At 55.5% G+C, this 22,989-nt stretch carries 26 protein-coding genes; all 26 read right to left on the bottom strand.

All coding sequences use genetic code 11. The features are described from left to right. Positions 1-30 precede the first annotated feature (30 nt). Complete coding sequence (locus tag ACQ4N8_RS06390; protein WP_430703497.1) at positions 31-1,605, bottom strand: extracellular solute-binding protein; 1,575 nt, start codon at positions 1,603-1,605, stop codon at positions 31-33. A gap of 64 nt (positions 1,606-1,669) precedes the next feature. Beyond that, a complete protein-coding gene (locus tag ACQ4N8_RS06385; RefSeq protein ID WP_430703496.1) occupies positions 1,670-2,554 on the bottom strand; it encodes a carbohydrate ABC transporter permease in 885 nt (294 codons plus the stop codon). A 79-nt stretch (positions 2,555-2,633) separates the two neighbouring features. Continuing rightward, positions 2,634-3,611, bottom strand: a complete 978-nt coding sequence (locus ACQ4N8_RS06380; protein ID WP_430703495.1) for an ABC transporter permease — start codon at positions 3,609-3,611, stop codon at positions 2,634-2,636. A gap of 168 nt (positions 3,612-3,779) precedes the next feature. Next, a complete protein-coding gene (locus ACQ4N8_RS06375; RefSeq protein ID WP_430703494.1) occupies positions 3,780-5,588 on the bottom strand; it encodes a sensor histidine kinase in 1,809 nt (602 codons plus the stop codon). Then, entirely contained in the window at positions 5,581-7,215 is a 1,635-nt protein-coding gene (locus ACQ4N8_RS06370) for a response regulator transcription factor (protein ID WP_430703493.1), read from the bottom strand. Before ACQ4N8_RS06370 ends, ACQ4N8_RS06375 begins: the two co-directional genes overlap by 8 nt. A 700-nt stretch (positions 7,216-7,915) precedes the next feature. Beyond that, positions 7,916-8,626 (bottom strand): YjjG family noncanonical pyrimidine nucleotidase, encoded by a 711-nt coding sequence (locus ACQ4N8_RS06365; RefSeq protein WP_430703492.1) that lies wholly within the window; start codon positions 8,624-8,626, stop codon positions 7,916-7,918. Between the two features lie 42 nt (positions 8,627-8,668). Continuing rightward, positions 8,669-9,307 carry an HAD family hydrolase gene (locus ACQ4N8_RS06360; RefSeq protein WP_430703491.1) on the bottom strand — a complete coding sequence of 213 codons (639 nt, stop codon included), beginning with the start codon at positions 9,305-9,307 and terminating at the stop codon, positions 8,669-8,671. A gap of 32 nt (positions 9,308-9,339) precedes the next feature. Beyond that, positions 9,340-9,693, bottom strand: coding sequence for a VOC family protein (locus tag ACQ4N8_RS06355; protein ID WP_430703490.1), 354 nt, complete (start codon positions 9,691-9,693; stop codon positions 9,340-9,342). 6 nt (positions 9,694-9,699) lie between these two features. Then, on the bottom strand, positions 9,700-10,608 hold the full coding sequence (locus ACQ4N8_RS06350; RefSeq protein WP_430703489.1) for an AraC family transcriptional regulator: 909 nt from the start codon (positions 10,606-10,608) through the stop codon (positions 9,700-9,702). Then, entirely contained in the window at positions 10,589-11,476 is an 888-nt protein-coding gene (locus ACQ4N8_RS06345; protein WP_430703488.1) for a pentapeptide repeat-containing protein, read from the bottom strand. Before ACQ4N8_RS06345 ends, ACQ4N8_RS06350 begins: the two co-directional genes overlap by 20 nt. A gap of 81 nt (positions 11,477-11,557) precedes the next feature. Then, the gene (locus tag ACQ4N8_RS06340; protein WP_430703487.1) at positions 11,558-12,289 is read right to left on the bottom strand and encodes an SDR family NAD(P)-dependent oxidoreductase; all 732 of its coding nucleotides are present in this window, start codon (positions 12,287-12,289) and stop codon (positions 11,558-11,560) included. A 19-nt stretch (positions 12,290-12,308) separates the two neighbouring features. Further along, positions 12,309-12,761 carry a DinB family protein gene (locus ACQ4N8_RS06335; protein ID WP_430703486.1) on the bottom strand — a complete coding sequence of 151 codons (453 nt, stop codon included), beginning with the start codon at positions 12,759-12,761 and terminating at the stop codon, positions 12,309-12,311. A gap of 19 nt (positions 12,762-12,780) precedes the next feature. Further along, the gene (locus ACQ4N8_RS06330) at positions 12,781-13,296 is read right to left on the bottom strand and encodes a DinB family protein (RefSeq protein ID WP_430703485.1); all 516 of its coding nucleotides are present in this window, start codon (positions 13,294-13,296) and stop codon (positions 12,781-12,783) included. 213 nt (positions 13,297-13,509) lie between these two features. Further along, positions 13,510-14,220, bottom strand: coding sequence for a stalk domain-containing protein (locus ACQ4N8_RS06325; protein WP_430703484.1), 711 nt, complete (start codon positions 14,218-14,220; stop codon positions 13,510-13,512). A 39-nt stretch (positions 14,221-14,259) separates the two neighbouring features. Continuing rightward, positions 14,260-15,471 carry a WD40 repeat domain-containing protein gene (locus ACQ4N8_RS06320; protein ID WP_430703483.1) on the bottom strand — a complete coding sequence of 404 codons (1,212 nt, stop codon included), beginning with the start codon at positions 15,469-15,471 and terminating at the stop codon, positions 14,260-14,262. Between the two features lie 176 nt (positions 15,472-15,647). Further along, entirely contained in the window at positions 15,648-17,189 is a 1,542-nt protein-coding gene (locus ACQ4N8_RS06315) for a sensor histidine kinase (protein ID WP_430703482.1), read from the bottom strand. Further along, positions 17,186-17,881: a response regulator transcription factor gene (locus ACQ4N8_RS06310; RefSeq protein ID WP_430703481.1), complete on the bottom strand. Its 696-nt coding sequence runs from the start codon at positions 17,879-17,881 to the stop codon at positions 17,186-17,188. Before ACQ4N8_RS06310 ends, ACQ4N8_RS06315 begins: the two co-directional genes overlap by 4 nt. Positions 17,882-17,900: 19 nt before the next feature. Next, entirely contained in the window at positions 17,901-18,494 is a 594-nt protein-coding gene (locus ACQ4N8_RS06305; protein WP_430703480.1) for a GNAT family N-acetyltransferase, read from the bottom strand. Continuing rightward, on the bottom strand, positions 18,487-19,152 hold the full coding sequence (locus ACQ4N8_RS06300; protein ID WP_430703479.1) for a DUF4085 family protein: 666 nt from the start codon (positions 19,150-19,152) through the stop codon (positions 18,487-18,489). Before ACQ4N8_RS06300 ends, ACQ4N8_RS06305 begins: the two co-directional genes overlap by 8 nt. A gap of 21 nt (positions 19,153-19,173) precedes the next feature. Beyond that, on the bottom strand, positions 19,174-19,638 hold the full coding sequence (locus ACQ4N8_RS06295; protein ID WP_430703478.1) for a putative immunity protein: 465 nt from the start codon (positions 19,636-19,638) through the stop codon (positions 19,174-19,176). Positions 19,639-19,652: 14 nt separating this feature from the next. Then, positions 19,653-19,904 carry a hypothetical protein gene (locus tag ACQ4N8_RS06290; RefSeq protein WP_430703477.1) on the bottom strand — a complete coding sequence of 84 codons (252 nt, stop codon included), beginning with the start codon at positions 19,902-19,904 and terminating at the stop codon, positions 19,653-19,655. 23 nt (positions 19,905-19,927) lie between these two features. After that, positions 19,928-20,356, bottom strand: a complete 429-nt coding sequence (locus ACQ4N8_RS06285) for a VanZ family protein (RefSeq protein ID WP_430703476.1) — start codon at positions 20,354-20,356, stop codon at positions 19,928-19,930. Between the two features lie 9 nt (positions 20,357-20,365). Next, complete coding sequence (locus ACQ4N8_RS06280; protein WP_430703475.1) at positions 20,366-20,995, bottom strand: NUDIX hydrolase; 630 nt, start codon at positions 20,993-20,995, stop codon at positions 20,366-20,368. Between the two features lie 210 nt (positions 20,996-21,205). Beyond that, positions 21,206-21,775 carry a GNAT family N-acetyltransferase gene (locus ACQ4N8_RS06275; protein WP_430703474.1) on the bottom strand — a complete coding sequence of 190 codons (570 nt, stop codon included), beginning with the start codon at positions 21,773-21,775 and terminating at the stop codon, positions 21,206-21,208. A 14-nt stretch (positions 21,776-21,789) separates the two neighbouring features. Further along, positions 21,790-22,296 (bottom strand): RDD family protein, encoded by a 507-nt coding sequence (locus ACQ4N8_RS06270; protein ID WP_430703473.1) that lies wholly within the window; start codon positions 22,294-22,296, stop codon positions 21,790-21,792. A 207-nt stretch (positions 22,297-22,503) separates the two neighbouring features. Beyond that, positions 22,504-22,953, bottom strand: coding sequence for a DinB family protein (locus ACQ4N8_RS06265; RefSeq protein WP_430703472.1), 450 nt, complete (start codon positions 22,951-22,953; stop codon positions 22,504-22,506). Positions 22,954-22,989: the final 36 nt, after the last annotated feature.

Raw genomic sequence — 22,989 nt, 5'->3', positions numbered from 1 at the left:
TTAACTGCCGGGGGCGCCTGCTGCATCAACCTATTTTTTGCTGGCCAAATATTCGTCAACCTGTCTTTGCGCTTCGGCGACGATGGCATCGATGCCGTTCTTCTGCTGCAGCGCGATATAGTCGTCCAGCGCTTTATCGGTATCCCCTTTCGCCACGCCGAATTCGATCGGCTTGGCGAATTCCTGGGAAGCCGTGTCCCGTTTGGCCAGCTCGTTTTTGATGTTGTCCTCGGCGATGAACAGGCCGTCTACCGGCGAGTTGACGTTTCGCGGCTCGCTCGCGAATTCGGCTTCCTTTTCCCAGAAGCCTTCCGGGTACGTTTGCGTCGGGCGCATGAATTGCGGTTTCCAGAACGCCCATTGCCCGCCCCATTCCATATAGTTGCTCGTCGTCGAGTCCATGCCGTCGGGGTAGACGGCCATTTCGCCGTCCAGTACGTACGTCTTGCCTTCGATGCCGTATTGCAGCAGGTCGTACAGCGTCCGGTCGGTCTCGACCATGTCCAGGAACCGCAGTACGAGATCCGGGTGCTTGGAATTGGCGTTGATCGCCACCACGTTGGCAAGCGGCGTGCGGTTCACGTACTTTTTATCCGGATACAGCTCAGAGATCCCCTGCGTAAACGATTTGTCGACGAAGCCGGGATCGGCGTAAGCCCATTCGTGGGAGGTGACGGTAATATATTTTTTGCCGTTTCTCCACTGCACCTCTTCGCCTTCCTTGTCGATCATGGCGTCGCGGTTGATCAAGCCTTTGTCGTACCATTCCTTCGATTTATGCGCGGCTTCCCGGTAGAACGGCTGCGTTTCCACCGGCTGGATTTTGATGTCCGGATCGTTCAGGTAAAAGCCAAGCCCATGGAAGTTCAAATCCACCCATTCGTCCCGGATCATATAAAGCGAAGTCGGAGGCGTACGGGACAGCTTGTCGTTGGGATAAGCCTCCCGGAACTCCGTCAGCAGCTTCTCCATGTCTTCGATCGTTTTGACGGAGCCGTCCGGAATGTCAAGGCCCGCTTGTTTCGCCAAATCGGAACGCCAGCCGACGAATTTGCGCTCGTTCATCTTCATCGTCCACGGCAGCCCGACGATCTTCCCGTTGACCGTGGCGGCGCTAAGCGTGCCCTGCTCCTCATATTTCTTGTAGAGGTTCGGCGCATACTGCGGCAACAGATCGTTCAGGGCCATATAGGAGCCTTTGGCCGCCATCTGCTTGTAAGACAGCCAATCCCCGTCGAAGTTCATGTCCCAGCTGTCGCCGGAAGCGGCCATGACCAGCATCTTTTGCTGAAAATCGCCAAACGAAATGAAATTGGTATCGAATTTCACGTTAAGGCCTTTGCTTTTTACGTATTCGCTGATTTTGCCCCACACCTCGTCGGTCGCTGCCTTTTTGTCGCCGCCGAAGTAGAACTTGAGCGTTACCTCTTCCCCGCTGCTCGAAGGCTCCGTCCCGTTGGCCGCAGGCTCGTTTTGTCCGCCGTTCTCCCCGGCGTTTCCGCTGTTTCCTCCGCCTCCGCCACTGTTGCCGCCGCAGCCGGACAAGACCAGTCCCAGCAGCAGCACCGCGATGAGCACGGCAAAACCGGCTTTCCTTGTTTGCATGTCAACCTCTCCCCTGTTTCGTATTGGTAATTATGCTATAACGGCCGAAGCCGGCATAGTTCGTTCAACCTTTGACCGCCCCTACCATCAAGCCTTTGACGAAATAACGCTGCACGAACGGATACAGGAATACGATCGGGCCGATCGTCACGACGGTGAGCGCCATTTTCATCGACTCGGTCGGGATCTGGGCGGAAATGCGCTGCATCGCCGCGGCATTCCCCGAGTTGCGCAAGAAGTCCACGTTGGCGATCAACGTGCGCAGCATCAGCTGCAGCGGTTGGAGCTCCTGCTTATCGATGAACATCAGGCCGAGAAACCAATCGTTCCAATACCCGAGCGAAACGAACAGGCCCACCGTGGCCAGGACCGGCAGCGACAGCGGCACGATCAGGCGGTAAAAGATCCTGAACTCGCCGGCCCCGTCAATCTTTGCCGATTCATGGATTTCCTCGGGGATCGAGAGCATGAAATTACGCACGAGGAACAGGTTGAACGCCCCGGCCAACGAGGGCAAAATCAACGCCCAAATCGAGTCCTTCAGGTCCAGGTAACGGACGCAAATGATGTACCAGGGCACGAGTCCGCCGTTGAACAGCATCGTGATGATCACGTAAACGGACAAGATGTTCCGGTATTTAAACGAACGTCTTGCCATGACATACGCGCCCATGCCGATCACGAGAAGAGACAGTGCCGTGCCGGCCACGGTCACGAACGTGCTCACCCCATAAGCCTGCACAATGCGATTCGAGCTATAGAACAGAATTTTGTAGGAATCGAACGTGACCTGCCGCGGGATCAATCCGTATCCGTAATCCACGATATCCTTCTCCGTGCTGAGCGAGCCGGATATCACCATCACGAACGGATACAGGCAGGCCAGACTGAATAAGGCGACCATAAGCGCCAGCACGGACTGGCCCAGCGAAAATCTTTTGCGAACCATCGACCTTCAAGCCTCCTCCGGTAAAATATCGTGTAAACCCCTGCAAGGGCTAGGCTCCTGCGAAGAACCCGCGCGAAGCTTAGAAAATCGCCGAATCCTTGTCGATTCTTCGCGCGGCGTAATTGCTGCCCAGCACGAGCACGAAAGCGATCACCGACTGCAGAAAGCCCGCGGCCGAAGCCATGCCGATATCGCCGGTCTGCCGCAAGCTGCGGTAGACGAACGTATCGATGACGTCGGTGGTCGGATAGAGCAGCGACGCATCGCCGACCATTGCGTAAAACATGCCGAAATCCGCATTCATGATCCTTCCCACCGCCAGCAGGGTCAAAATGATCACGGTCGGCTTCAGCATCGGCAGGCTGATGTGGCGGATTTGCTGCCAACGCGAAGCGCCGTCGATCGCGGCGGCTTCGTAATACGACTGATCGATCGAGGTCAGCGCCGCCAGGTAAATGATCGCCCCGTACCCGGTCGATTTCCAGCGGGCGGCGATCGTCAGGATCATCGGCCACAGGCTGGCGGTATTGTAGAAGTCGATCCGCTCAAAGCCCATCCACTCCAGCAAACGGTTCATCGAACCGCTTTCGAAGTTCAACAGATTATAAGTGAACACCCCGACGACGATCCACGATATGAAGAAAGGCAAAAACGTCAGGGACTGCGTCACCCGCTTGAAGTATTTGTTGCGCAACTCGTTCAGCAGCAGCGCCAGCCCCACTTCGAAGACCAAACCGGCGGCGATGAACAGCGCATTCAGCAAAATCGTGTTGCGGATGGCGCGAAAGGCGCTTTCGGAGGATAGGAGATAATCGAAGTTATCAAAGAGCGGATCCATCCAGGCGCTGCCGAATATGCCCCGGTCGAAGCTGAAGTCCTTGAAGGCGATGACCAGCCCAGCCAGCGGCAAATAATTGAACAGCAAAAGCAGGACGGCGACCGGCAAAAACATCAACAGCAGCGTGCGGTTGCGGTAAAGCTCGCGGAATACGCCTTTGCTTGCTCGCGCCAGGGCATGCTTCGGTTGTCCGCTTGGGTTTGCGGTGATCGTTTTCATGAGCATGTACCTTTCTGTCGGTTGATACTTTTATGATAAACTCGCGAAGAAAGCGCTGCCATGAGCCGATCTTGTACTTTCCGGTTTAGAATTAGCCTATGATCGCTTTGCCTTCCGGGCCGGTTCGCAAGACGGAATGTTCCGCGAGATAAACCCGTGGATTGCGGTTTAGGCCTCCATCCGCTGCCGCTCGCCGATAACCGGATGACGCAGGATGATGCAGGTGCCCTCCCCGGGTCCGGATTCGATCCGCAGACGGTAGGCGTCGCCGTAATTCAACCGCAGCCGCTCGTTGATGTTGCGCAAGCCGACGCCTTTGGAGCCCGTGGACTGCTGCGGCTGCGCTTGCCCGTCCTCGCTCGTCTGCCGGTTCAGTTTGCCTAACACCTCCGGCGGTATGCCACCCCCGTTGTCGATGATGCGGATGACGATATCGCCTTTGTCGCGCTGGGCGGAGATGAGGATTTTGCCCTGGTCGAAGTTGCCCTGAATGCTGTGCCTGATCGCGTTTTCCACGAGCGGCTGCAGCAACAGCCGCAGGAAAGGCAGCGGCAAAAGCTCCGGATCGATCGCGTAAGAAATGCGAATCGTCTTTCCCATGCGCGCCTGCTCGATCTGCACGTAAGCTTTGACCTGCTCGATCTCCCGGCGCAGGGTGGTGATTTCCTTGCCTTGATTCAGACTGAGCCTCAGCAAATTGCCAAGCGCGGCCACCATTTCGCCGATGTCGTTGCGACCGTGCGTTTCCGCCTTCCAGCGAATGGACTCCAGCGTGTTGTATAGGAAATGGGGGTTGATCTGGTGGCTTAATACCTGAAGCTCCAGCTCCCGCTTCTTCAGCTCGGAACGGGCCGCCTCTTCCACCAGCCGCTCAATTTGACCGGTCAAGCTGTCGAACCCCTGATACAGCCAGCCCACCTCGTCGCCTCGCTTGCTCCAGGAGGCCGTCTGATGGCGCAGCTGCCCCCGCTCCGCCCGGCGCATCAGCTGAACGAGCTTGGCCACCGGTTGGGTGAAATGCGCCGTCAGGTAATAAACCACGCCCATGCAGCAGATCAGATAAACGATCAGAAACAGCAGCATCACCTGGTTGATCTCCAGGATCGAACCGGTTAACGCGCCAAGCGGGGCCAGGTTTACCACGTACCAGGAACGGCTGTCCAGCTTGAGGGAGGAAGCCAGGTATTTTTGACCGCCGATGGCAATCGTCTGGGCTTCTTCGGTATTCCCGACGACCAGCTTCCGGAATTTGCCGGACATTTCCGGCCGGCCGGTCCATTCGTTGGCGGAAGAATCGTAAATGACGTTGCGTTCCTCGTCGAGCAGCAGGATCTTCTGTCCTTCGATGAAATTCGGCGGATTGAAAAAACGGCCGAGCTGATCCTCGGATAAATCCACGACCATGATCCCCCGGGGAACATTATCGTACAGGCCGGTGAACCGCTTGACATACAGCAGCAGCGGTTTGGCGTATTGGCCGGTTTGCGGCATCGACAGCTCCCAGGTCGGCGTGCTGGAGACGCTGATTTTTTTGAACCAATTCTGTTCGGTGATTTGCCGGCTGCCCCCGCCTACCGTGCTCATATAGATCGGATATCGCACCGGATCCGCCGGGTAAAGATGCACTCGAAACGCATCGATCGTCGACGTCCGCTGGTTCATCAGCGACAAGATATTGACCGTCACCAAGCCTTCGTCCGCCGGATCCTCCGCCAGCTGCTCCAGCAGTCCTTGCAGCTGTTGGTTGCCGATCAGATCGTTGACCTGGTCGTTCAGGCGGGTCAGGTAGGTTTCGAAATTTTTGCGGGCCTGCATCAAATAGCTGAAGGAGGTGATGTTGTTGGCGTTGGAAATGCCTTCGATCGCCTTTACGTGCGAATAGTAGGCGAACAGGAGAAACGGCACCACCAGCATGGCGAAGAAAATCAAAATGACCCGGTCACGCAGCGAACCGGGCCCCAGCTTTCGTTTACTCATCGGCGATCCCCCTTAAATTCCGGTACTCTTTGGGGGTGTATCCCGCGTGTTTTTTGAACAGCTTCGTAAAATGAACCGGATCTTTATAGCCGACCATGGACGAGACCTGATAAATTTTGTACCGCACGTCGCCCAGCATTTCTTTGGCCCGCTCCATTCGCACCTCGGTCAGAAACTCCAGAAAGGTTTGCCGCTTCTCTTTCTTGAACAGTTTGCTGAGCCAGACCGGCGTAACATGGACTTCGGCCGCCACGCTGTTGAGGGTCAGGTTATCGGCATAATGCCGCCGGATGAACCGCTCGGCTTCCTGGGTGATTTGCCCGGGGGAGGCGGCCAGACCGGCAAAATCCCGCGCCATGCCGATCAAGTATTGCTCGGCTTGCTCGCGCAGCGATTCCAGCGTATCGTAGCGCTCCAACCGCTCCCATAGCAGCATCGGGTTGCGCTGCCAGCCCGGTTCGCTCCATCCCAGCCGCGACGCTTGCCGGAAAATGCCCAGCAGCCACTCGAACATCCGCTGCTGGATATCCTTGATGTGCTCGGCCTGCCAGCCTTTCACCATGTCGCAAAACTGCTCCATCGCCTGGCGAATGTCTCCTTCCGTGCCGTACCGGATCAGGTCAACTACTTCGTCGGGATCGGTGATCGGAATCTTCTCTTTCTCCGCTTCATGCTCCCAGCCCCGGCTCGTCAGCAACCGGTCCCCGCCGTACACAGCCTTCTGCTCCAGGATTTCCTCGGCTTCGACATAACGGGCGTGCAGATCGGCGAGCGAACCGGTGTGCGTGCACAGCGCAACGCTGGCCTTCGCCCGGACGTAATCGTGGAACCGCTCGATGAGCAGGCGTCCGAGCTGCTCCAGGCGGGCGACGTCAGCCTCGTGAGGGCAGTGGAGCACAGCCGTCCAGCGTTGCTTGGCATCCTCGTAAAGGACGAACGGCGCTTCATACTCCTCTTCCAACGTTTGCTTGACAACGTTGCCGATGCCAAACAGGATCAGCTCCTTTTCGCGGCGCAGCCCTTTTTGATGGTCGACCGCTTTGAGATCGTCCGCCTCGATGATCATGACCGCGGACGGCCCGCCGACGATCCATTCCAGCTCCAGCGTACGCAGCCGGTGCATGAGGCGGGTTTCCCGGAACGGATCGTACGCCTGCCCGGCGACCTCCCGCAGCAGCTCCTCGCGGATCTTGGGCAGGGCAGTTTGAATTTGGTGGTGCAGCAACAGCCGGTTCCGTTCATCTCTCCGTTCTTGCTCAAGTTGTCCGACCGCCCGCCGCATGATCTCCCCGAGCTCCTCCGTATTGATCGGTTTGAGAATGTAATCCATCGCTCCCAGCTTCATGGCTTGGCGGACCATTTCGAAATCGTCATATCCGCTCACGACGATCGCCTTCCAGCCGGACGGCTGCTCCCGCCCCCAAGCCTCAAGCAGCTGCAGTCCCGACATCCGCTTCATGCGGATGTCGGCCACGATGACCTCCGGGCGCTCCGATCGCGCCAGCTCCAGGGCGATATCGCCGTCATCCGCCGTAAAAACGCTTTCAATTCCGAAGTCGGACCAGGGAATTCGCGCCCGCAGTCCTTCGCGGATTTCCATTTCGTCATCGACAATCAGTGCCCGCACTCGCCCCACCATCCTTTTTCTTCATTTTATTATCGCTCCCCCAGGTGAACAAGCGGCAAGGAGAGATCGGCTAAGATCGGCCGCGAAAGTTTGCATCCTTCACCTTGTCCGGCGAGGAAACCCGCCTATCCGTCCTAACCTCCGGCCAATGCGCCGGTCTACCTTAGCCAGATTGCCGAGGAGCGCGTCGGCGAGCTTCGTTTGGGCCGGATATCAAGGTGCACGGCTATAAAATTCGTCACGTTAGGCATGATGCGGCCGTCCCTGCCGAAAAAAAACGCGAGCGCAAGAGTTCCCTAACCCTTGCGGCTCGCGTTTTTTGGTTTTCCTTTCCTCCCGGGGAAAAACACATCGCAAATGACCGATACGACCGATTCTATTCGGTTTTTCGCATACATTTCATCGAAAACGTTAGAAACGACGGATTCTATTCGGTTTTTCATATACATTTCATCGATAAACGACAGAACCGGTGAATTCTATTCGATTTTTCATATACATTTTCTCGAAAACGACAGACACGGCGGTTTCTATTCGGTTTTTCGCATTCATTTCATCCATAAATGTGTTTTTAGTGTACATCGGCATCCTGTCGGGCGTTTGGGTGCAAAAACAACACCTGCACCTTTGCCGGGATCTCCACGTCACGTCCATCCCCATCACCGTGTTGCTGCTGCAAGGTGGCGGAGCCCGTCAGCGCCTACCGCGATTCGCCGCTCCCGCCGATCAATCCTTTCACTTCCTCCAGGCTGCGGATTTCATAAGTCGGCTGAAGGCCAAGCGTATTGGGACGATGATGCGGGTTATACCAGCAGGTATCGATGCCGTAATCGATGCCGCCTTTCATGTCGGAGGTCAATGAATCGCCGACGATCAGCGCCCGGCTTTTGTCGGTGAGCCCCAGCTTCGCAAAGGCATAGTCGAATATGCCCGGGTGCGGCTTCTGGTACCCCGTGTCCTCGGATACAATGATCGCGTCGAACATGTCCGCCAGCGGCGATTTACCGATCCGGTTCATCTGTACTTCCTTGATGCCGTTCGTAATAATGGCCAACCGGACGCCCGACTCGACCAAATCACGGCAGAGGTTATAGGCACCTTCGAGCAGATAGACGCCCTCGCCCAGTTGCCGCAAATAACGCTCGCTGATCTGCTCGGCATCGGAGCGGACGGATAATTCCAAGCGGGCGATCAATCGGGCAAATCGCTCCGTCCGCAGTGAGGCGAGCGCGATGGCCCCCTGCTCGAATTCGCGCCACAGCTGGCCGTTAATCGCCTGGTAAGCCTCCATCACTTCGTCGGTGCAGTCGATGCCCTCGCTCGCCAGCGTGCGGGATAAGGCCTGGCTTTCCGCCAACGGATAATCGAACAACGTGTCGTCCGCGTCAAATAAGATGTAGTGATAATTCACAAGAAGTTCCTCCCATTCTGTTCGATGCCGGCGGCGGTTCGGTTATTTTCCCAAATTCCCGTTGTCGCAATATCGCAGTATGTCTTGGGGATGCGCGAAAATATGGCGGGCCGGAATCCGTTCCGGGTGCTTGCAACCCCACAAAGCCAAGCCGAAGTCGATGCCCGCGTCCCGGGCGCATTCGTAATCGTACACCGTATCTCCGATATAGATCGACCTTTTCGGGTCCGAGCCCGAGATGTCGATAAACTTCAGCAACGGTTCAGGATCGGGTTTATGCCTCAGCGTATCGTCCGCGCAAACCGTAAATGATAGATAAGTAGATAAACCGAACGGCACAAAATCTTCCTCCAGCTCTTCCCGCGTTTTCGAAGTGACGATTCCTTGCACGAAATTCCGGTTATGGAGCGAAGCCATCACCTCTTCGATTCCGTCGAACACCGAGATCGTATCGTAAAAATCCTTCATTAGCTCATTCCAACGGTCGACGGCCGGGGAGATGCGCTCGATCCCTAGCTGCGGGAGCGAAAGCGCACCGGGAATCCCCAGCACGAAGGACAGCTCGGACGCCTCTTTGTCCATGCCGTACTCCGTGCTTAGCATGCGTTGCAGCGAACCGATGACGGCTTTCTCGGTGTCGATCAAGGTACCGTCTACATCAAAAATGATCGTATCGTACATAGCGCTACTCTCCCTCCATTCATCAACGGCTCTTAGCACTGGCAGACCATCAGCAAATTCCCGTCCGGGTCCTTAAACGTAAACCAGTGGTCATGCTCGATGCCCGACGTCAGCTCCACGTCCCAGGAAATCATGTACGCATAGGCCTCCTTGATATCCCGCGTATTGAAATGAAAGGCCGGCGCCCTAAAGACCTTGTCCCGGGCATAGATGTTGCTGTCCAGCACGATGCTGGTCGTTCCCTCCATCGGCAGGACGTACAAATGGCCGTGCAAAACCTCCCCGTCCACCGGAAGCCCTAGCAGTCCGCAGTACCAGTCCCGGGCCCGTTCGATATCGCTGACCGGAACGAATACCGTGCCGATTTGATTCAGGATCGGATTCAAAACGCGTCACCTCTTCTTGATCGGAATATATAAATCCACTTTCGCTTTTCCCTCCGGGTCGCGAGCCGGATCGTTCATGGCGAATTCCAGGCAATGCCGGTCGTCCGGGTCATAGTCGCTGTCCGGCAGCCAGCCGCCGAAAATGTTCTGATAGAACAGGGCAAATTTATCCAACGTGTCGTAAAAACAGAACTTCGCGTACAGGCCTCCCGGCAGCTCCTTGAACTGCACCTCCGGCGGCGCGTCCTCATGGCTCAGCGTGCCCGGAACGGTAACGCAGGTATCGTAGCGGCAAGCCTCCTCCTCGGTAACCCCCGGATCGTCAAGGGAAATGCCGATAAAGCTTTGCTCCGGCGGAAACAGTCCCTGCTCCGCGGCCCAGGCTCCCAGTTGCTCCCAAGCCCGATACGTTTCCAGATAGCTGCCGACATGTCTGACATAAGCCACTTCCATTTGCGGTAACTCTTCAATCGTTACTTGCATTTGCCATACCCTCCTCAATAAACTGTTTACCGTTCTATCGTATCGGGCAGGCGGCGTAGGCGCTTCCTGGGCATTGCGAAGCGATAACGAAATATTGCGGTCCTGCTGCGTTTGGCTGCGCATCTCGGTCGGCGTTTGCCCAAAATGCTTCTTGAAAGCGGCGTTGAAATTCGAAGCCGTCTCGAATCCGCAAAGCAAAGAGATCTCCAGCACGGATTTATCGGTTTCCCGCAAATAAGCGGCGGCCCTCTCCAGCCGTTTTTGGGCGATGTACGCAAATGGAGTCAGGCCTGCAACCGAGGCGAACACGCGCGAAAAATGGTATTTGGAAAAATGCGAAACCTCGGCTAATCGATCCAGGCTTAATTTCTGGTCCATATGGGACTCGATATATCGCTCGACTTGCTGGATCCTATCCCGGTAATCGTTCATTCGGGACCCTCCTTTCCGGTACGCCGTCCCAATGCGGCGGGCGCATCAACATCGGGGGCAGCTTGGTGCCGGCATCCCCTTTGGCCACATTCATCTGCGCCTGGGTTACAAACAGGCTCTGCGACAAGTCGGCCCCGCGCACGTCGGCATCCCTGAAGTCGGCTCCGATCAAGTCGGCCCCGCGCAGATCGGCTCCGCGCAAATCCGCGGCAATCAGATAGGCGCCTCTCAGGTTCGCCCCGCGCAGGTCCGCCCCTTTGAGCTTGGCTCCGATCAGATCGGACCCGCGGCCGTAGGTCTTGCGGCGGCCGGATATATTACCCAACTGCCGAACCGCTTCGCCGCGAACGCGTTCGCTTACCTCGAGCAGCAGTTCGTTCACCTTGGAGCGATGGGCGGCCGCATCGATTCGGAGCAACGTTTCCGGGTCCTGACAGGTCAGCCGTTCCGTTTCGTCATACGCCAGACGGAGCTTCTCCTGCAGGGACGTCGGCTGCGGCAAGCTTAGCGCTTCATCCAGATACCAGAGCAGCTCATGGAACTGCCACATCACCGGAAACACCTCAAACATCGGTTGCGCCGACGCCGGTGCTTGCCGCCAGTTGATTCCCGCAAACGTGACCTGCGATACCTTCTGCCCCGCGCCAAAGCAATCGTACACGGTGCAGCCCCGATACCCCCGCTCCCGGAGACTGCCGTGCACCCCGCAGCGGAAATCCGCCCGCAAATTGGCGCAGGGTTGTCCCCCCGCTTTGTCGGCCGCGAAATCCACCGACGCGGCATAAGGCAATGCCACGCAGCACAAACCGAAGCAATTCTCGCAGTCGGCCCGCAAATTCAAACGGCTGCTATCCTTATTTGCCAACATTGATAAACTCCCTCCAAACGAAAACCGTATACCCTTTCATTTTAAGACAGATTGATTTGCCATGAAACGCCGAATTAACGATCATCTTACATAACAACCGCCATTAATATCAAACGTAGCTCCCGTATAATGCCGCGATTTCCTGGACAATAAGAAGATCACCGTTTGCGCCACGTCTTCCGGCTGAAGCGGCTGCTTGACGAGTTGATGATCGACGTATTCTTCTTTGCGCCAGTCGGGAATCCGCTCCATCATCGGCGTATTGACCATCGTCGGCGCTACGGCGTTGACGCGGATATGCGGAGAGAAATTCATCGCATTGCTTTTGGTCAAGCCAAGGATGGCCGCCTTCGTGAGGCCGTAAACGGCATCGGAGCTCCCCTCCTGGCCGGAAACGGATGATATGTTTACGATGACGCCCTGCGTCTTGCGGGACATCAGGCGTTTTCCGAACAGCTGCGAGAAATAAATATAGCCTTTGATATTCACGTCAAGCACGGTATCGATCTCGGGGACGGTGTAGTCCAGCATGCTTTTTCCCAAATAGATGCCTGCGTTATTCACTAGCGCATTGATATCGGCATGCGTTTGATCCATATCGTCAAAAAAAGCGACGACCTCTTCATAGCTGCCGACGTTTAGCGGATAGGTATGCAACCGGGGAGATTCGGAATCGCGCTTCAGTTCCCGCAGCCGATCCGCGTCGATATCGCAGGCTATAACGGCCGCTCCTTCATTCAAGCATTGCAGCACGATTTCCCTGCCGATGCCGGAGGCGGCTCCCGTCACGATCACTTTCTGGTCTGAGAGCATTTAGGTATCGCCTTCCTCCTTATCCAATTTCGCGAAGCTGATCGAGGTGATGCTCCATATGCCGAAGGTAATCCTCAAACAGCTCCGCCAGCGTAAGCTCGCCGCCAGCGCTTAACAAGCAGCGTTTGCGCCAATCCGGTGCGGTGGCGCTCTGCAGAACGTTCCGGATTTGTCCGTTCAGCAGCTTCCACAGGGCCAACAGCTCAGGACGGGCGTAGCCGTGCTGATAATCATGCAGCTTCACCCATTCGTCCTGCGGGTATCCTTCCACCGTAATCGGCGCTTCCGACGTCATGATCCATACGAAACGCACGTGATTATTCGCCGCCGAATCGCAGAGGTGCCCGAGGATCTCCTGCTTCGACCATTTGGCCGACGAGGGTTTACGGATAAATTCGGCCTCGCCGAGGCCGTTAACGATTCGCGGCAATTCATTCAGCAAGCGATCCAGCTCTTCACGTAAATGCTTCATATCCAGGTACCCTCCTCTTTTATTCCCCTTGCTCCATCAAGCGGCGTAAATAAGATTCGTTCAAACCGTTTTGGCAAAACGAGAACTTCCTGCCGGTCGCGGCCTGAATCCGGTCGATGATTTGGCCTAGATGATAGCCGGTATGCTCGACGAGATGATACAGCTGGTGGATCTGTTCGGCGTCAATCCGCTGTTCGCCCCGCATCAACTTACGCATTTCGCCTTCCCAGGCCTGAAACTGCTGTTCGAATAGCCCGATCAACTGCTCAGCGGTTTGTCCCCCGACCGGGAAATAGCTTTCAAAATCGGGCTTTAGTTGATGCGTGAGCTGCTGCAGCCTTAAGCAGCTTCTTGCAATGTGTTCGCACACATGCAAGGCGATACCGCCAACCGTATTGCCCTTGGGATACGGTTCGGTCCAGAGTACCTCCTGACTTATGCCGCCTAAAACCATTTTCAGCTTCGGCAGATACATATCGCACATGCGATGCAACGTTATCTTGAGAAACAGATTGCCCTGCTCATTCGGCCCCATGCCGCTCCTCTCCTATCGCCATATATTTCAGGAAACTCATCCAATACCTCCATCTTAGGCCAGATCCCCCTGTGAAGTAAATGTGTTTTTCACCCTCTTCGCAACGAAAAAGCCCGCAAGAGCTTTTGTTTGCTCTTGCGGGCTCCCCTTCGTCGAACAGGTTCCCTTTTTCATATCCCTGAATCGTCTTTTATCTATAACCTATCTCTATCTTTATTTCAGTTTTGCCACGGTTACGGCCACTTTCTCAAGCTGCGCCTGGCTTACTGTACCGTCCGGCGAGCTCAACGTCACGAAACGGTCGTCCAGCTTGAAGCTTAACATCGGCGTATCGGATGGCTTATACCATTTCGCTTGAACGCCGTTCGGCAAGGTCACGGTTTTGCCCTCGTAATCAAAAGCGTAATCCCGCGGCGATACCGTTACCGTCGTATGATTGAAGATCAGATTAACGCCGTCCTCCGAAGCGCCGACCATCTTGAACGCGTCCCCTTTAACCATTTGCTGCGGCGCATACGGCGTTTCGAAGGATTCGAACTTCTTGAATGCTTTGGCGATTTCCTCCAGCTGGGCATTCGTGTAGTTTACGCCGGTCAAATTGACGTTCGTTTCGGAGTCTTGCGAATTCCCGCTGCCGATCGATACTTGGTGCTTATTGGCGTCATAGTTCACCGGCACATCCAAGACGTCGGCAATGGCCCTTACCGGCAAATACGTCGTGTTATTGTAAGTGATCGGCGCCAATTTGCGGCCTTCCTGATCGACTGGAGCATAAGCTTTGCCGTCCACCTGGATGCCGATTTGATGATTCAAATAGGCGGTGATTTTCTGCATCTGCGTTCCCGCGTATACGCCGGCTGCGCCGGTAAAAGTCATGCCGAGGACGGCAGCGGTGATGATCGATTTTTTCATGTTGTTTTTCATTGGATTCATTCCTCTCTAGTAATGGTAATTAGTCGTGTTTTATTTAAAATCAAAAACCTGCGTAACAAGAAGCGATTCCGGACCATCCATCGTAATCCCCAGCCGTTTGCCGGATGGACTCCAGCTTAAAGGGAATGACGGATGCGATACCGGCACGTCATAATACGGTGCCAGCGGCAAAACCCTTCCCGAAGAAGTGTCGAAAATGTACACGCCGTTCATGCCCGTCGTTTCCTCCGTATAGACATCGAACGCCAGCTTCGCGGAATCCGGCGACCAGGAGATGTAGGAGATCAAATCGCCCTTGCCGATCAGCGAGCCCTGAAGGCTTCCGGTTGAATCGTAAACCAGCAGCTCGCTGCCCTGGAAAGCGCCGGATCGGGTCACCGTGGATACCGCAATATACCCGCTGTCCGGCGAAATCACGAAATTCCACACATCGCGGATCAAGCTCACCGGCGTGGTTTGCCCCGGCTCGAACACCTTAAGCACCTGATGTTTGTCGGTATAATAGATCCTGCCATGGCTGACGCCGAATTGCCCGAATATCTCGACGTCCGGGTCCTCCAGCGGGATCGTCGCCACTTTTCCGTCAGCCGCCGAGATTCGCCGAATATCTCCGCGACCGCTCATGGAACCGGCGGCCAAGACAAACGTATCCTCGTTTAACCACCCTCCCTGTTCCAGATAATTATCGCCTTGGATTTGAATCGTTTGGCCGGTGTCTTCGTTTTTTACGAAATTGTCCGCCGTGTATTTATCCTTCCATTTCTGAATGAAGCTGTATCGGCCGTCCGGCGAAATGCTCTCTTTGACGAGCATGTATCCATCCACTTGTTGTCCTCCCTCCCCGTTATTGCCGCGGCTTTCTCCCGTGTTGACGTTCACGATGGAATTCGTGTACTCATATTTCGGCTCCTCCGTCTCGGTCCCGGCTTTCACCAGCTTGATCGTCTCGATGCTGACCTCGTCATCCGACAGCCAGTCCCGAATAAATGCGGCATCGATCCGGTGCGTGCGGGCTACCGCAACTTCATGTTTAGCCGTCGGACCCGGCATCTTGGCGACGGTAAGCTTTCGCTCCCCTGCGGAAGCCGGATCTCCTACTTGCGACGAAGGTTGTTCGATGCGGCCGACATCGGGGGCAACCACAGTCAACCGGTTGTCGTTCGGTTGGCATGCCGTTGCGGCCAACAACAATCCCGCGGCCGCCAAAAGCTTGAACCCATAAGCTCCAGCGTGTTGCAACAATCCGAGGCACCTCCACTTCCGTTCCACAGGGTCGTTTGCCGAACGGCCGGTTCCCGGCATTTTTTCTGCTCGGCATCCCCTGTTGACCTTAGTATAGAAAAAGAATATCTCCAAAAAATATCCGACTTGTAACGATCCTGTAAAGGTCTGCTCTCCCCTAAAAAATAGACCAGACTCTATTCCAAGTCTGGTCTTGACGCGCCGGAGTTAATCTCCGGGCTATGTTCTAGACGCCGCAGCGGAAGCGTAATTACGAACGACGAGCCCTCCGGCCCCGAAGTTGTCAATTCGACCGAACCACGCTGCTTCTCCGCGAGGCTGCGTACCAGCGGCAGGCCCAGCCCCGTCCCCCCATGGGCTCTCGACCGGTCGCTGCTGACCGTGTAAAAAGGATCGAAGATCTTGGACCGGGCCTCGTCCGGGATGCCGATGCCGGTATCCCTCACGGTGATGTTCATCCGCTCTTGTCCATCCGGGCCCCGTTCGGCTGCGTTGGAGAGGAACACCTTCCCGCCCGGTTGGTTGTATTTGATGCCGTTATCCAGCAAATTCAGCACCATGTGCATCAGATTTTCGGGGTCGGCCCAGACGGTACCCGCCGCCAGCGACGTTACGATCTCGACGCCGTGTCTCTCCGCTTTGGCCAGTAGACGAGTCGCCGCCTCTAGAAGCAGCGGCTTGACGTTAACGGATTCCGCATGCGTCTCAAACTCGTACACATCCATGGAAGAGAGCTTCAGCGCCTTCTCGACTAACCCGTACAACCGCTCGGCCTCCTTGCCGATATTCTTCCCGGCCTCATCGAGGAGTTCCGGGTCGTCCCGATACATATCCAGCAGATCGGCGTAGGCCAGAATCGAGGTCAGCGGCGTTTTAAGCTCGTGGCTAATGTTTCCGATAAACTGCTTTTGCTGCTGCTCCAGCTCCTGAAGGCGGGCAATCGCCTCCAGCAGCTTGCCTTTCTCCTCGTTAAGCTGGCTGAGCGACAGGGAGATTCTCCCGCTCATCTCATAGATTGCGAGCGCCAGCTCGCCAAGCTCATCCTTGCGCCGGACCGTGGGAGCGTCAAGATACGCCCCTTCCCCAATCCGCCGGGCGGCATGGTTTAACCGGCCGATGACATGGGCCTGCCGCCAAACGTAAAGGAAGCCCAGCAGGAAGCCCCCGACCAGAACCAGAACGCCGGCAACCCGGAACAAACGCAGGATCCGGTCATAAAAAGCCTGCTGCTCCGCCAATGATACGTGAAACTGGATGGAACCGACCCGCTCGTCTTCGGCATTGTATAACGGCGCCAAATAAAGCAGCTGATTCCCTTTGGTGATATAAGCCGATCGCCCCTGCGCCGTATAGGCCAGCGCATCTTTTACGTCCGCCTTAGGCTGAAACGGCAGCGAGGTCCCGGCGAGCGCTCCGTTCGTCTTGTAAAGGGTCACGGGTAAACCGCTTTGCGCCCCCAGATCGACGGCAAGCCGTTGACCGCTTTGATCCATGAACCCGTCCGGCGACGGCGATCCGATGGCCATCATCTCCTGGCGAACCCGCAAATTCGCCGCCTCCGCTTCCCCGGCGAGCGTTTGCTCCAGCCGTGAACGCTGGTCGTCCCGAATGCCGGCAAGCACGAGGAAACTGAGCACCGCAATCACGGAGGCCAGCAGCAACGCAAGCAGCACGGCGGCCTTCCACTTGAGCCCAAACCGCATGCCGCGCCGCTTCATGGCAGCGTCTCCGTGCTTTTATAACCGATGCCGTATACGGTTTGGATGACGTCATGCCACTTGCCCAGTTTCTTGCGCAGGCGCTGCACATGCATGTCGACCGTTCTCGTCCCCCCGGCGAAATCGATGTCCCATACCTGTTCGAGCAGCGTTTCCCGGGAGAAGACCCGTTCCGGATGCCGGGCCATTAGCGCCAGCAGATCAAATTCCTTGGGCGTCAGCTCGATCGCCGTTCCCTCCGCATGAACCGTACGATTCAGCAGGTGGATCGACAAACCGGCCAGCCGCACCTGCGCCTGAGTTTCGCCGGAATTCTCCTTGGCCGCCTGCGGATTGCGCCGCGAAAGCGCCTTAACCCGGGCGATGATCTCCCGCATGTCGAACGGCTTGGTCATGTAATCGTCCGCTCCCAGCTCCAGGCCCAGCACTTTATCGACGATGTCGTTCTTGACCGTTAACAATAATATGGCCGGCCGGCCCGGCTGCCCGTCAAGCTTGCGGCAAACCTCGTACCCGTTCATCCGCGGCATCATTACGTCGAGCACCATAACGTCCGGCTTGAACGTCTCCACGCGTCCCAGCGCCTCCTGGCCGTCCGCCGCCGTTTCCACGTCATACCCCTCTCTGCGGAGCGCGTAGGCCACGGCGCCGGAAATGCCGGCCTCATCGTCAACTACTAACACTTTAGTCATGCGAAAGCTCCTTTGCCCGTTACAAACTCAAATAATAATGGTAAAAATCCTCATCCTTCGCATACCCGTGCCGCTCATACAGCCGCTGGGCCGTCATATTGGCGACGGCCGTGGACAGCTCCAGGCCTTTGGCGTTCGTCTGCCGGGCATGGGATTTCGCCGCTTCCAGTAACAGCTTCGCCGCTCCTTGCTTGCGGTATTCCTCCCGCACGTAAAGATCGTTCAAAATCCAAATCCGCCGCATAGACACCGAGGAGAATGACGGATACAACTGGGTGAAACCGACGGCCTCCCTGCTCGCTGCATCGAGCGCCAAGAAGGCGACGGATTCGCGGCGGCTTAACCGATCCGCCAAAAACCGCCGCGCTCCCTCCAGATCCGACTCTTGCTCGTAAAATACCCGGTATTCATTAAACAGTCCGGCCAGCACTTCCAAGTGCTCCAGCCCCGTTTCTTGAACGATTAACGATGGTTTCAACGAAACGTCCTCCTTTTTAAGCACGTAGTAGCAGAGACCCTCCTTCAGTTCGTCGGCCCTTTCGAAATGCAGTTTGTCCAGCAGCCGCCGCGACCGAGCGTTGCACGGATCGACGGTGGCCTCGATATCAATCATTCTCCCTGGTAGTCAAACCCCCGGCGACGAGCGTCAGTTCGCCTAATTCGGCCCGCGGAGATTTCAGCAGCACGCACAGCTCAAATTGACTAGGTTCGATCCAATACACTTCTTCGTACAAGCAGACGCTTTGAAAGACGTCTACATCCGAGCGCAGGCTAGTTACATTTTGAAAAGTCAGCCGCGTTATCCGTTTCTTTATGCACTCATCCAAAACGAGTTCAACCTGATTATCCTCGGTAGGGTTCAGCTTGATGATACGGGCATCATGAAAGCGGACACTTTCCCGTAAGTCTCGGGCGTGCCCGGGCAAGCTCAGCTTGATCTCCTCATAATACGCGACGTATTCCTTACAGCGCCGTTCCCATTCATGATCCCATTCGAGTTTCCATGTCTCGATGTCAACCGCCAAATCGGGACTAGGCCATCTCGAGGTCATCATGCTTCCATCGTGAATCGAGGCGTAAAATCGCTCAGGGAGATATTTGAGCATATAAGGTTTTACCCAGGTATACATTTGCTCCGCCTCCGCCTCATAATCCCTGCCATTCTCGACGTACCAGACTTTATCCTGCTCCAGCTCCCATTCCGATTCGGGATAAACCAAATAACCCCGGATTTGCATTTGTTCATAGATCTCTTTCGTAAAATACTTCAACCCGCGCACATCCTTCGCCGCTTACAATTTCGTTTCGATCTCAAGCAGCCGTCGAAGCTGCCATTGCCGCTCCCGCTCTGTATTCGCCTTGGCAGCGTCCGCAGCTCCACCGGCATGGGAGGCCGCTTTCGCGGCGTAGGTGGCGCCATGCACCGCATGCCCCGCCACATGCGCGGTGGCCGCCGCGTGGCCGGCGGCGCGGGCTGCGGCGCGGGCGGACGCATGGCCGGCTTCGCGCGCCGCGGCATGGGCGGCAAACGCCGCTGCGCGGGCCGCCGCCATCGTCAATTCGCCGCGGACCCAGGCACGGCCGGCCTCGATCGCTTTGCGCGGCCGGCCGTCCTCCGGTCGGTCGGCCTCGAAGCGGGGCAGCACGCGCTCCGCGCAATCCGCCGCCCATCGCACCAGCGTCCGCTGATCCAGACGGTCCAGCCTTTCCGCGATGGACCTTTTTATTTTCGCGTCGACAAATTTACTTGCTTCCACCCTTGGCTCTCCCTTCAACCGTTTTGCATCCAGAGTATGCCGAAAATGATGGCCAAACCGATGATTAAGCCCGTAAGCGCCTTGATATTGCCGACATTAGCTCCCATAAGCTGCTTATAACAAACCGCAAGCAATGAAAAGCCCGCCGCTATCGCAGTGAACAGGCCGAAGAATTGTAAAATGCGCCACGCCAGATCCATTAAGGGATGGATCGCCGGAAAAGGAGCCAGGCTAAATCCGATACCTACCAAAAACGCGTACAGCAAGCTTTTGTCCTTACTTATCGGAATCACATCCTTCGCTTAAAGTTCCGATCATATAATTTATATATACAGAAGCCCAACATGAAACCTGCACTATTGAGAATCAAGTCGTCGACGTCAAAGCTGCCTCTTTTCAAAATCAGTTGCAGACACTCCAGCACGAATATCCCCAGTAAAAATAGGCTGAACGGCTTACGCAGCCTCCCGCCGAACAAGCTCGGCAGCAAGATCCCAAAGGGAACGAACACGCCGATGTTACCGATCATATTGACCAGCCAGATTTCCGAGAAGACCCCATGCGCCCTTAGGAAATAAAGAATCGTATAAAACGGCCGGATATTGTACATATAGATATCATGCGCCGCCCGGCCGAAGCCAATGAGCATCCAATACGCCAGTAATAGCGTATAACCGGCCAAGACGATGCGCGTTATTTTCTCGTATATCGGCTTCATCGAGTTGAACTACCTCTCCCCGAGCTTCGCGAATAGCAGTTCGTAATACTCGTCGGAATTCGGCGTAAAATTCTCGATGCGCCAGGATCGTTGATCATCCGCAAGGGTACCGGAGGCCTCATCCAGCACAATGCCGCAGGCTGACAACTGGTCGCGCTCTCCGTTCAGCAGTTCACGAAACGGCCGCAGGCCGATCCAGTATAGGCCGGAAAGCTCCTCGGCCTGCAGGCGGAAATCGCGCAACGAACTGCTGCATTCGTATAAAAAAACGTGGTTCACTTCCCGGTCGATCAACTCCGGAGACACGACATGCTCCTGGGCCACCCGGCCGCAATAGGTTAAGTCATGGATCGAAACCGTCAATCCCAGCTCCTCTTCCAGCTCGCGTACCCCGTCGGCAACCTCCTCGCCGGCTTGCAGATGCCCCGCGCAGGAAATATCCAGCAGCGAAGGGAAGACGTCCTTATTTTTATGGCGGAGTTGAAACAAAAGATAGATCTCCCCTGCGGCATCCCGTTTCATAATCCAGCACTGAAAGGTTTGATGCCACAAGCCTTTCGCATGGACCTCCTGTCTGGAGGCGGTACCTAACCTGATCATCTCTTTCGTAAACACGTCAAACGTTTCCGTTTGGGTCATCATAAGCCTCCATGTCTGCGTTGTTCCCACATCCGATTCCTCAAAGCCCACTGCGGGTCCCCAACAAAAAGTCCTTGTATACGCGCGCCAGTCTCCCCAGAATCTCCAGGCTCTCGTCCACCCCATAACACAACCAGCCTCCCGATAGATACGACTTGACCCGGCATGAGGGAATTCATCTCCGGGCCGGGTCGCTTGGGGATGTGCTAATTAGTTCCGGTTAGGCAATTTGGCATCCAAGTATTTCGTCGCCAGGTCGTTCCGCAGCATCTCCATATAAATCTCGTCGTAATAAATATCGTTGACGTAATAACTTTGCGTTCTGCGGCCAAAAACGCGGAAGCCGGCTTTTTCGTAGCAGCGGATGGCCGGTTGGTTAAATTCGAACACGCGCAGCATGATATTGTTCAAATTCAGAATCTTAAATCCATATTCGCATATCAGTTGCAGGGCTTCCGTGCCGTACCCCTGTCCCCGCTGCTCGTCATCTCCCACAAAAATGCCGACCTCCGCGACCCTGCGAATATGATCGATGGCAAACAACGAGCAGTTGCCGATCAGCTGGTCCTGGTTATGTAATACGATAGCGAAATTTTGGCCTTCTTTGGCCATGTCGTCGAGCAAGCTTTGTTCCCGCGGCAGTCCGAATACCTCCCTGGACGCGCCTAGCCTTAATGAAACGGAAAGATCATTAATCCACCGGGTATACGTTTCCACATCCTCCGGATTCACGGGGGAAAGATACAGTCTTGGCCCTTCCAGCTTCTTAAAGTACTTCATCGGTTACATCTCCTTCAATCCATTTCTGTTACCCTCGTCCTGGCGACGTGATCGTGACATGCCAGGCTTCCCTTTGCGGAAAATATTATCACAAGATAAAGCAGCAGGATACCGTTGGGAAGGTAAATCCAGCTTTGATTTCCCGGTGTCTGCGTATTCCACCAGGGTTCGGGAACCAGGACGATCCAATGCGTCAGCTCCCAGGGCAGCAGCCGAACCGCGGTTCTGAGAATTGCTTGCCGCAGGGAAATCGGATTCCCATGCGCGTTGATGACACGCAATCCCAGCCATTTTTTACCGAGCGTTTGTTGTTTCCGGCTTTCGAAATAAATAAAATACCCCCAAACCGGCAAAGACATGGTCCCCAACACCCAGAGTTCGATTTCATAACCCTCGTCGAACACGTCGAAGGGAAACCCCGAGGCGATCTTGTATACTAGCAATTGCAGTCCGATCAAAACCGTGCCGAGGATCACGAAATCGATCCAGTAAGCAAAAAGTCGTTTGAGGGCAAGTCTCATCGATTCTCACCGTCTCCTTCTTAACCGCGGCAGCTCGGTTTGGGATTTATATTCGGATCGGTTGCTATCGCTGCGTATCCGTCAAATGCATCGGTCCGTCGATATGGGTCCCCGCATGCCTATTAATGGCCGCCCGGATGGACCGGCAAACCGTCTTGAATGAGATGCGTCAGGTCTATGATCATGTTCGTTGCCCTCCAATCCCCACTATACAAGATACTCTCGCCGTTCCTGAATTTGACTCATATGATGACGGTCATGCCAAATAAAATCTCGCAGGTACGACTCTACGGTAAAATTTCCATATTCCTTCGAAAAACGTTCCTCGTCGAAACTCTTTATTTGATCAATAATCATGCTGCGATACCGCAGAGCGAGTTCAATCAGTTCTTCCTTCGTTTTGGTCTTTCCGAATGCGGCGGCGTTCCGGTTGAAGGCATCAAAATCAAGCTCCTTAACCGTGACAGGCTTCCCGGCAGTGATCGGGGATATGGCCTCTTCCCAAAAATATTGATCCCACATCATGATATGGCCGACGACATCATGAATGGCCCATTTTCCTTCGCTTACGGGTTTTGACCAATCCAACTCCTTCATATCCTGCACAAAGACACTCCATTCGCCAAATTGGCGCAGTAAGTCCTCCCTATCCGTCATAGCAAAAATTCCTCCTTATGAAAATGATTCATCGCT

The sequence above is a fragment of the Paenibacillus macerans genome (assembly GCF_050565405.1).
Lineage (GTDB): Bacteria > Bacillota > Bacilli > Paenibacillales > Paenibacillaceae > Fontibacillus > Fontibacillus macerans_B.
The sequence above is the reverse complement of the archived record's forward strand: the minus strand, read 5'-3'. Positions and strand labels throughout refer to the sequence as shown.

What these genes read in the sequence shown, in the direction of transcription:
- ACQ4N8_RS06380 (WP_430703495.1), bottom strand. Translation starts at nt 3,611, where the DNA reads ATGAAAACGATCACCGCAAACCCAAGCGGACAACCGAAGCATGCCCTG.
- ACQ4N8_RS06360 (WP_430703491.1), bottom strand. Translation starts at nt 9,307, where the DNA reads ATGTACGATACGATCATTTTTGATGTAGACGGTACCTTGATCGACACC.
- ACQ4N8_RS06385 (WP_430703496.1), bottom strand. Translation starts at nt 2,554, where the DNA reads ATGGTTCGCAAAAGATTTTCGCTGGGCCAGTCCGTGCTGGCGCTTATG.
- ACQ4N8_RS06390 (WP_430703497.1), bottom strand. Translation starts at nt 1,605, where the DNA reads ATGCAAACAAGGAAAGCCGGTTTTGCCGTGCTCATCGCGGTGCTGCTG.
- ACQ4N8_RS06335 (WP_430703486.1), bottom strand. Translation starts at nt 12,761, where the DNA reads ATGAAGCATTTACGTGAAGAGCTGGATCGCTTGCTGAATGAATTGCCG.
- ACQ4N8_RS06275 (WP_430703474.1), bottom strand. Translation starts at nt 21,775, where the DNA reads ATGAAGTACTTTAAGAAGCTGGAAGGGCCAAGACTGTATCTTTCCCCC.
- ACQ4N8_RS06280 (WP_430703475.1), bottom strand. Translation starts at nt 20,995, where the DNA reads ATGACCCAAACGGAAACGTTTGACGTGTTTACGAAAGAGATGATCAGG.
- ACQ4N8_RS06285 (WP_430703476.1), bottom strand. Translation starts at nt 20,356, where the DNA reads ATGAAGCCGATATACGAGAAAATAACGCGCATCGTCTTGGCCGGTTAT.
- ACQ4N8_RS06340 (WP_430703487.1), bottom strand. Translation starts at nt 12,289, where the DNA reads ATGCTCTCAGACCAGAAAGTGATCGTGACGGGAGCCGCCTCCGGCATC.
- ACQ4N8_RS06315 (WP_430703482.1), bottom strand. Translation starts at nt 17,189, where the DNA reads ATGAAGCGGCGCGGCATGCGGTTTGGGCTCAAGTGGAAGGCCGCCGTG.
- ACQ4N8_RS06330 (WP_430703485.1), bottom strand. Translation starts at nt 13,296, where the DNA reads ATGGGGCCGAATGAGCAGGGCAATCTGTTTCTCAAGATAACGTTGCAT.
- ACQ4N8_RS06375 (WP_430703494.1), bottom strand. Translation starts at nt 5,588, where the DNA reads ATGAGTAAACGAAAGCTGGGGCCCGGTTCGCTGCGTGACCGGGTCATT.
- ACQ4N8_RS06345 (WP_430703488.1), bottom strand. Translation starts at nt 11,476, where the DNA reads ATGTTGGCAAATAAGGATAGCAGCCGTTTGAATTTGCGGGCCGACTGC.
- ACQ4N8_RS06305 (WP_430703480.1), bottom strand. Translation starts at nt 18,494, where the DNA reads ATGATTGATATCGAGGCCACCGTCGATCCGTGCAACGCTCGGTCGCGG.
- ACQ4N8_RS06265 (WP_430703472.1), bottom strand. Translation starts at nt 22,953, where the DNA reads ATGACGGATAGGGAGGACTTACTGCGCCAATTTGGCGAATGGAGTGTC.
- ACQ4N8_RS06325 (WP_430703484.1), bottom strand. Translation starts at nt 14,220, where the DNA reads ATGAAAAACAACATGAAAAAATCGATCATCACCGCTGCCGTCCTCGGC.
- ACQ4N8_RS06270 (WP_430703473.1), bottom strand. Translation starts at nt 22,296, where the DNA reads ATGAGACTTGCCCTCAAACGACTTTTTGCTTACTGGATCGATTTCGTG.
- ACQ4N8_RS06350 (WP_430703489.1), bottom strand. Translation starts at nt 10,608, where the DNA reads ATGAACGATTACCGGGATAGGATCCAGCAAGTCGAGCGATATATCGAG.
- ACQ4N8_RS06310 (WP_430703481.1), bottom strand. Translation starts at nt 17,881, where the DNA reads ATGACTAAAGTGTTAGTAGTTGACGATGAGGCCGGCATTTCCGGCGCC.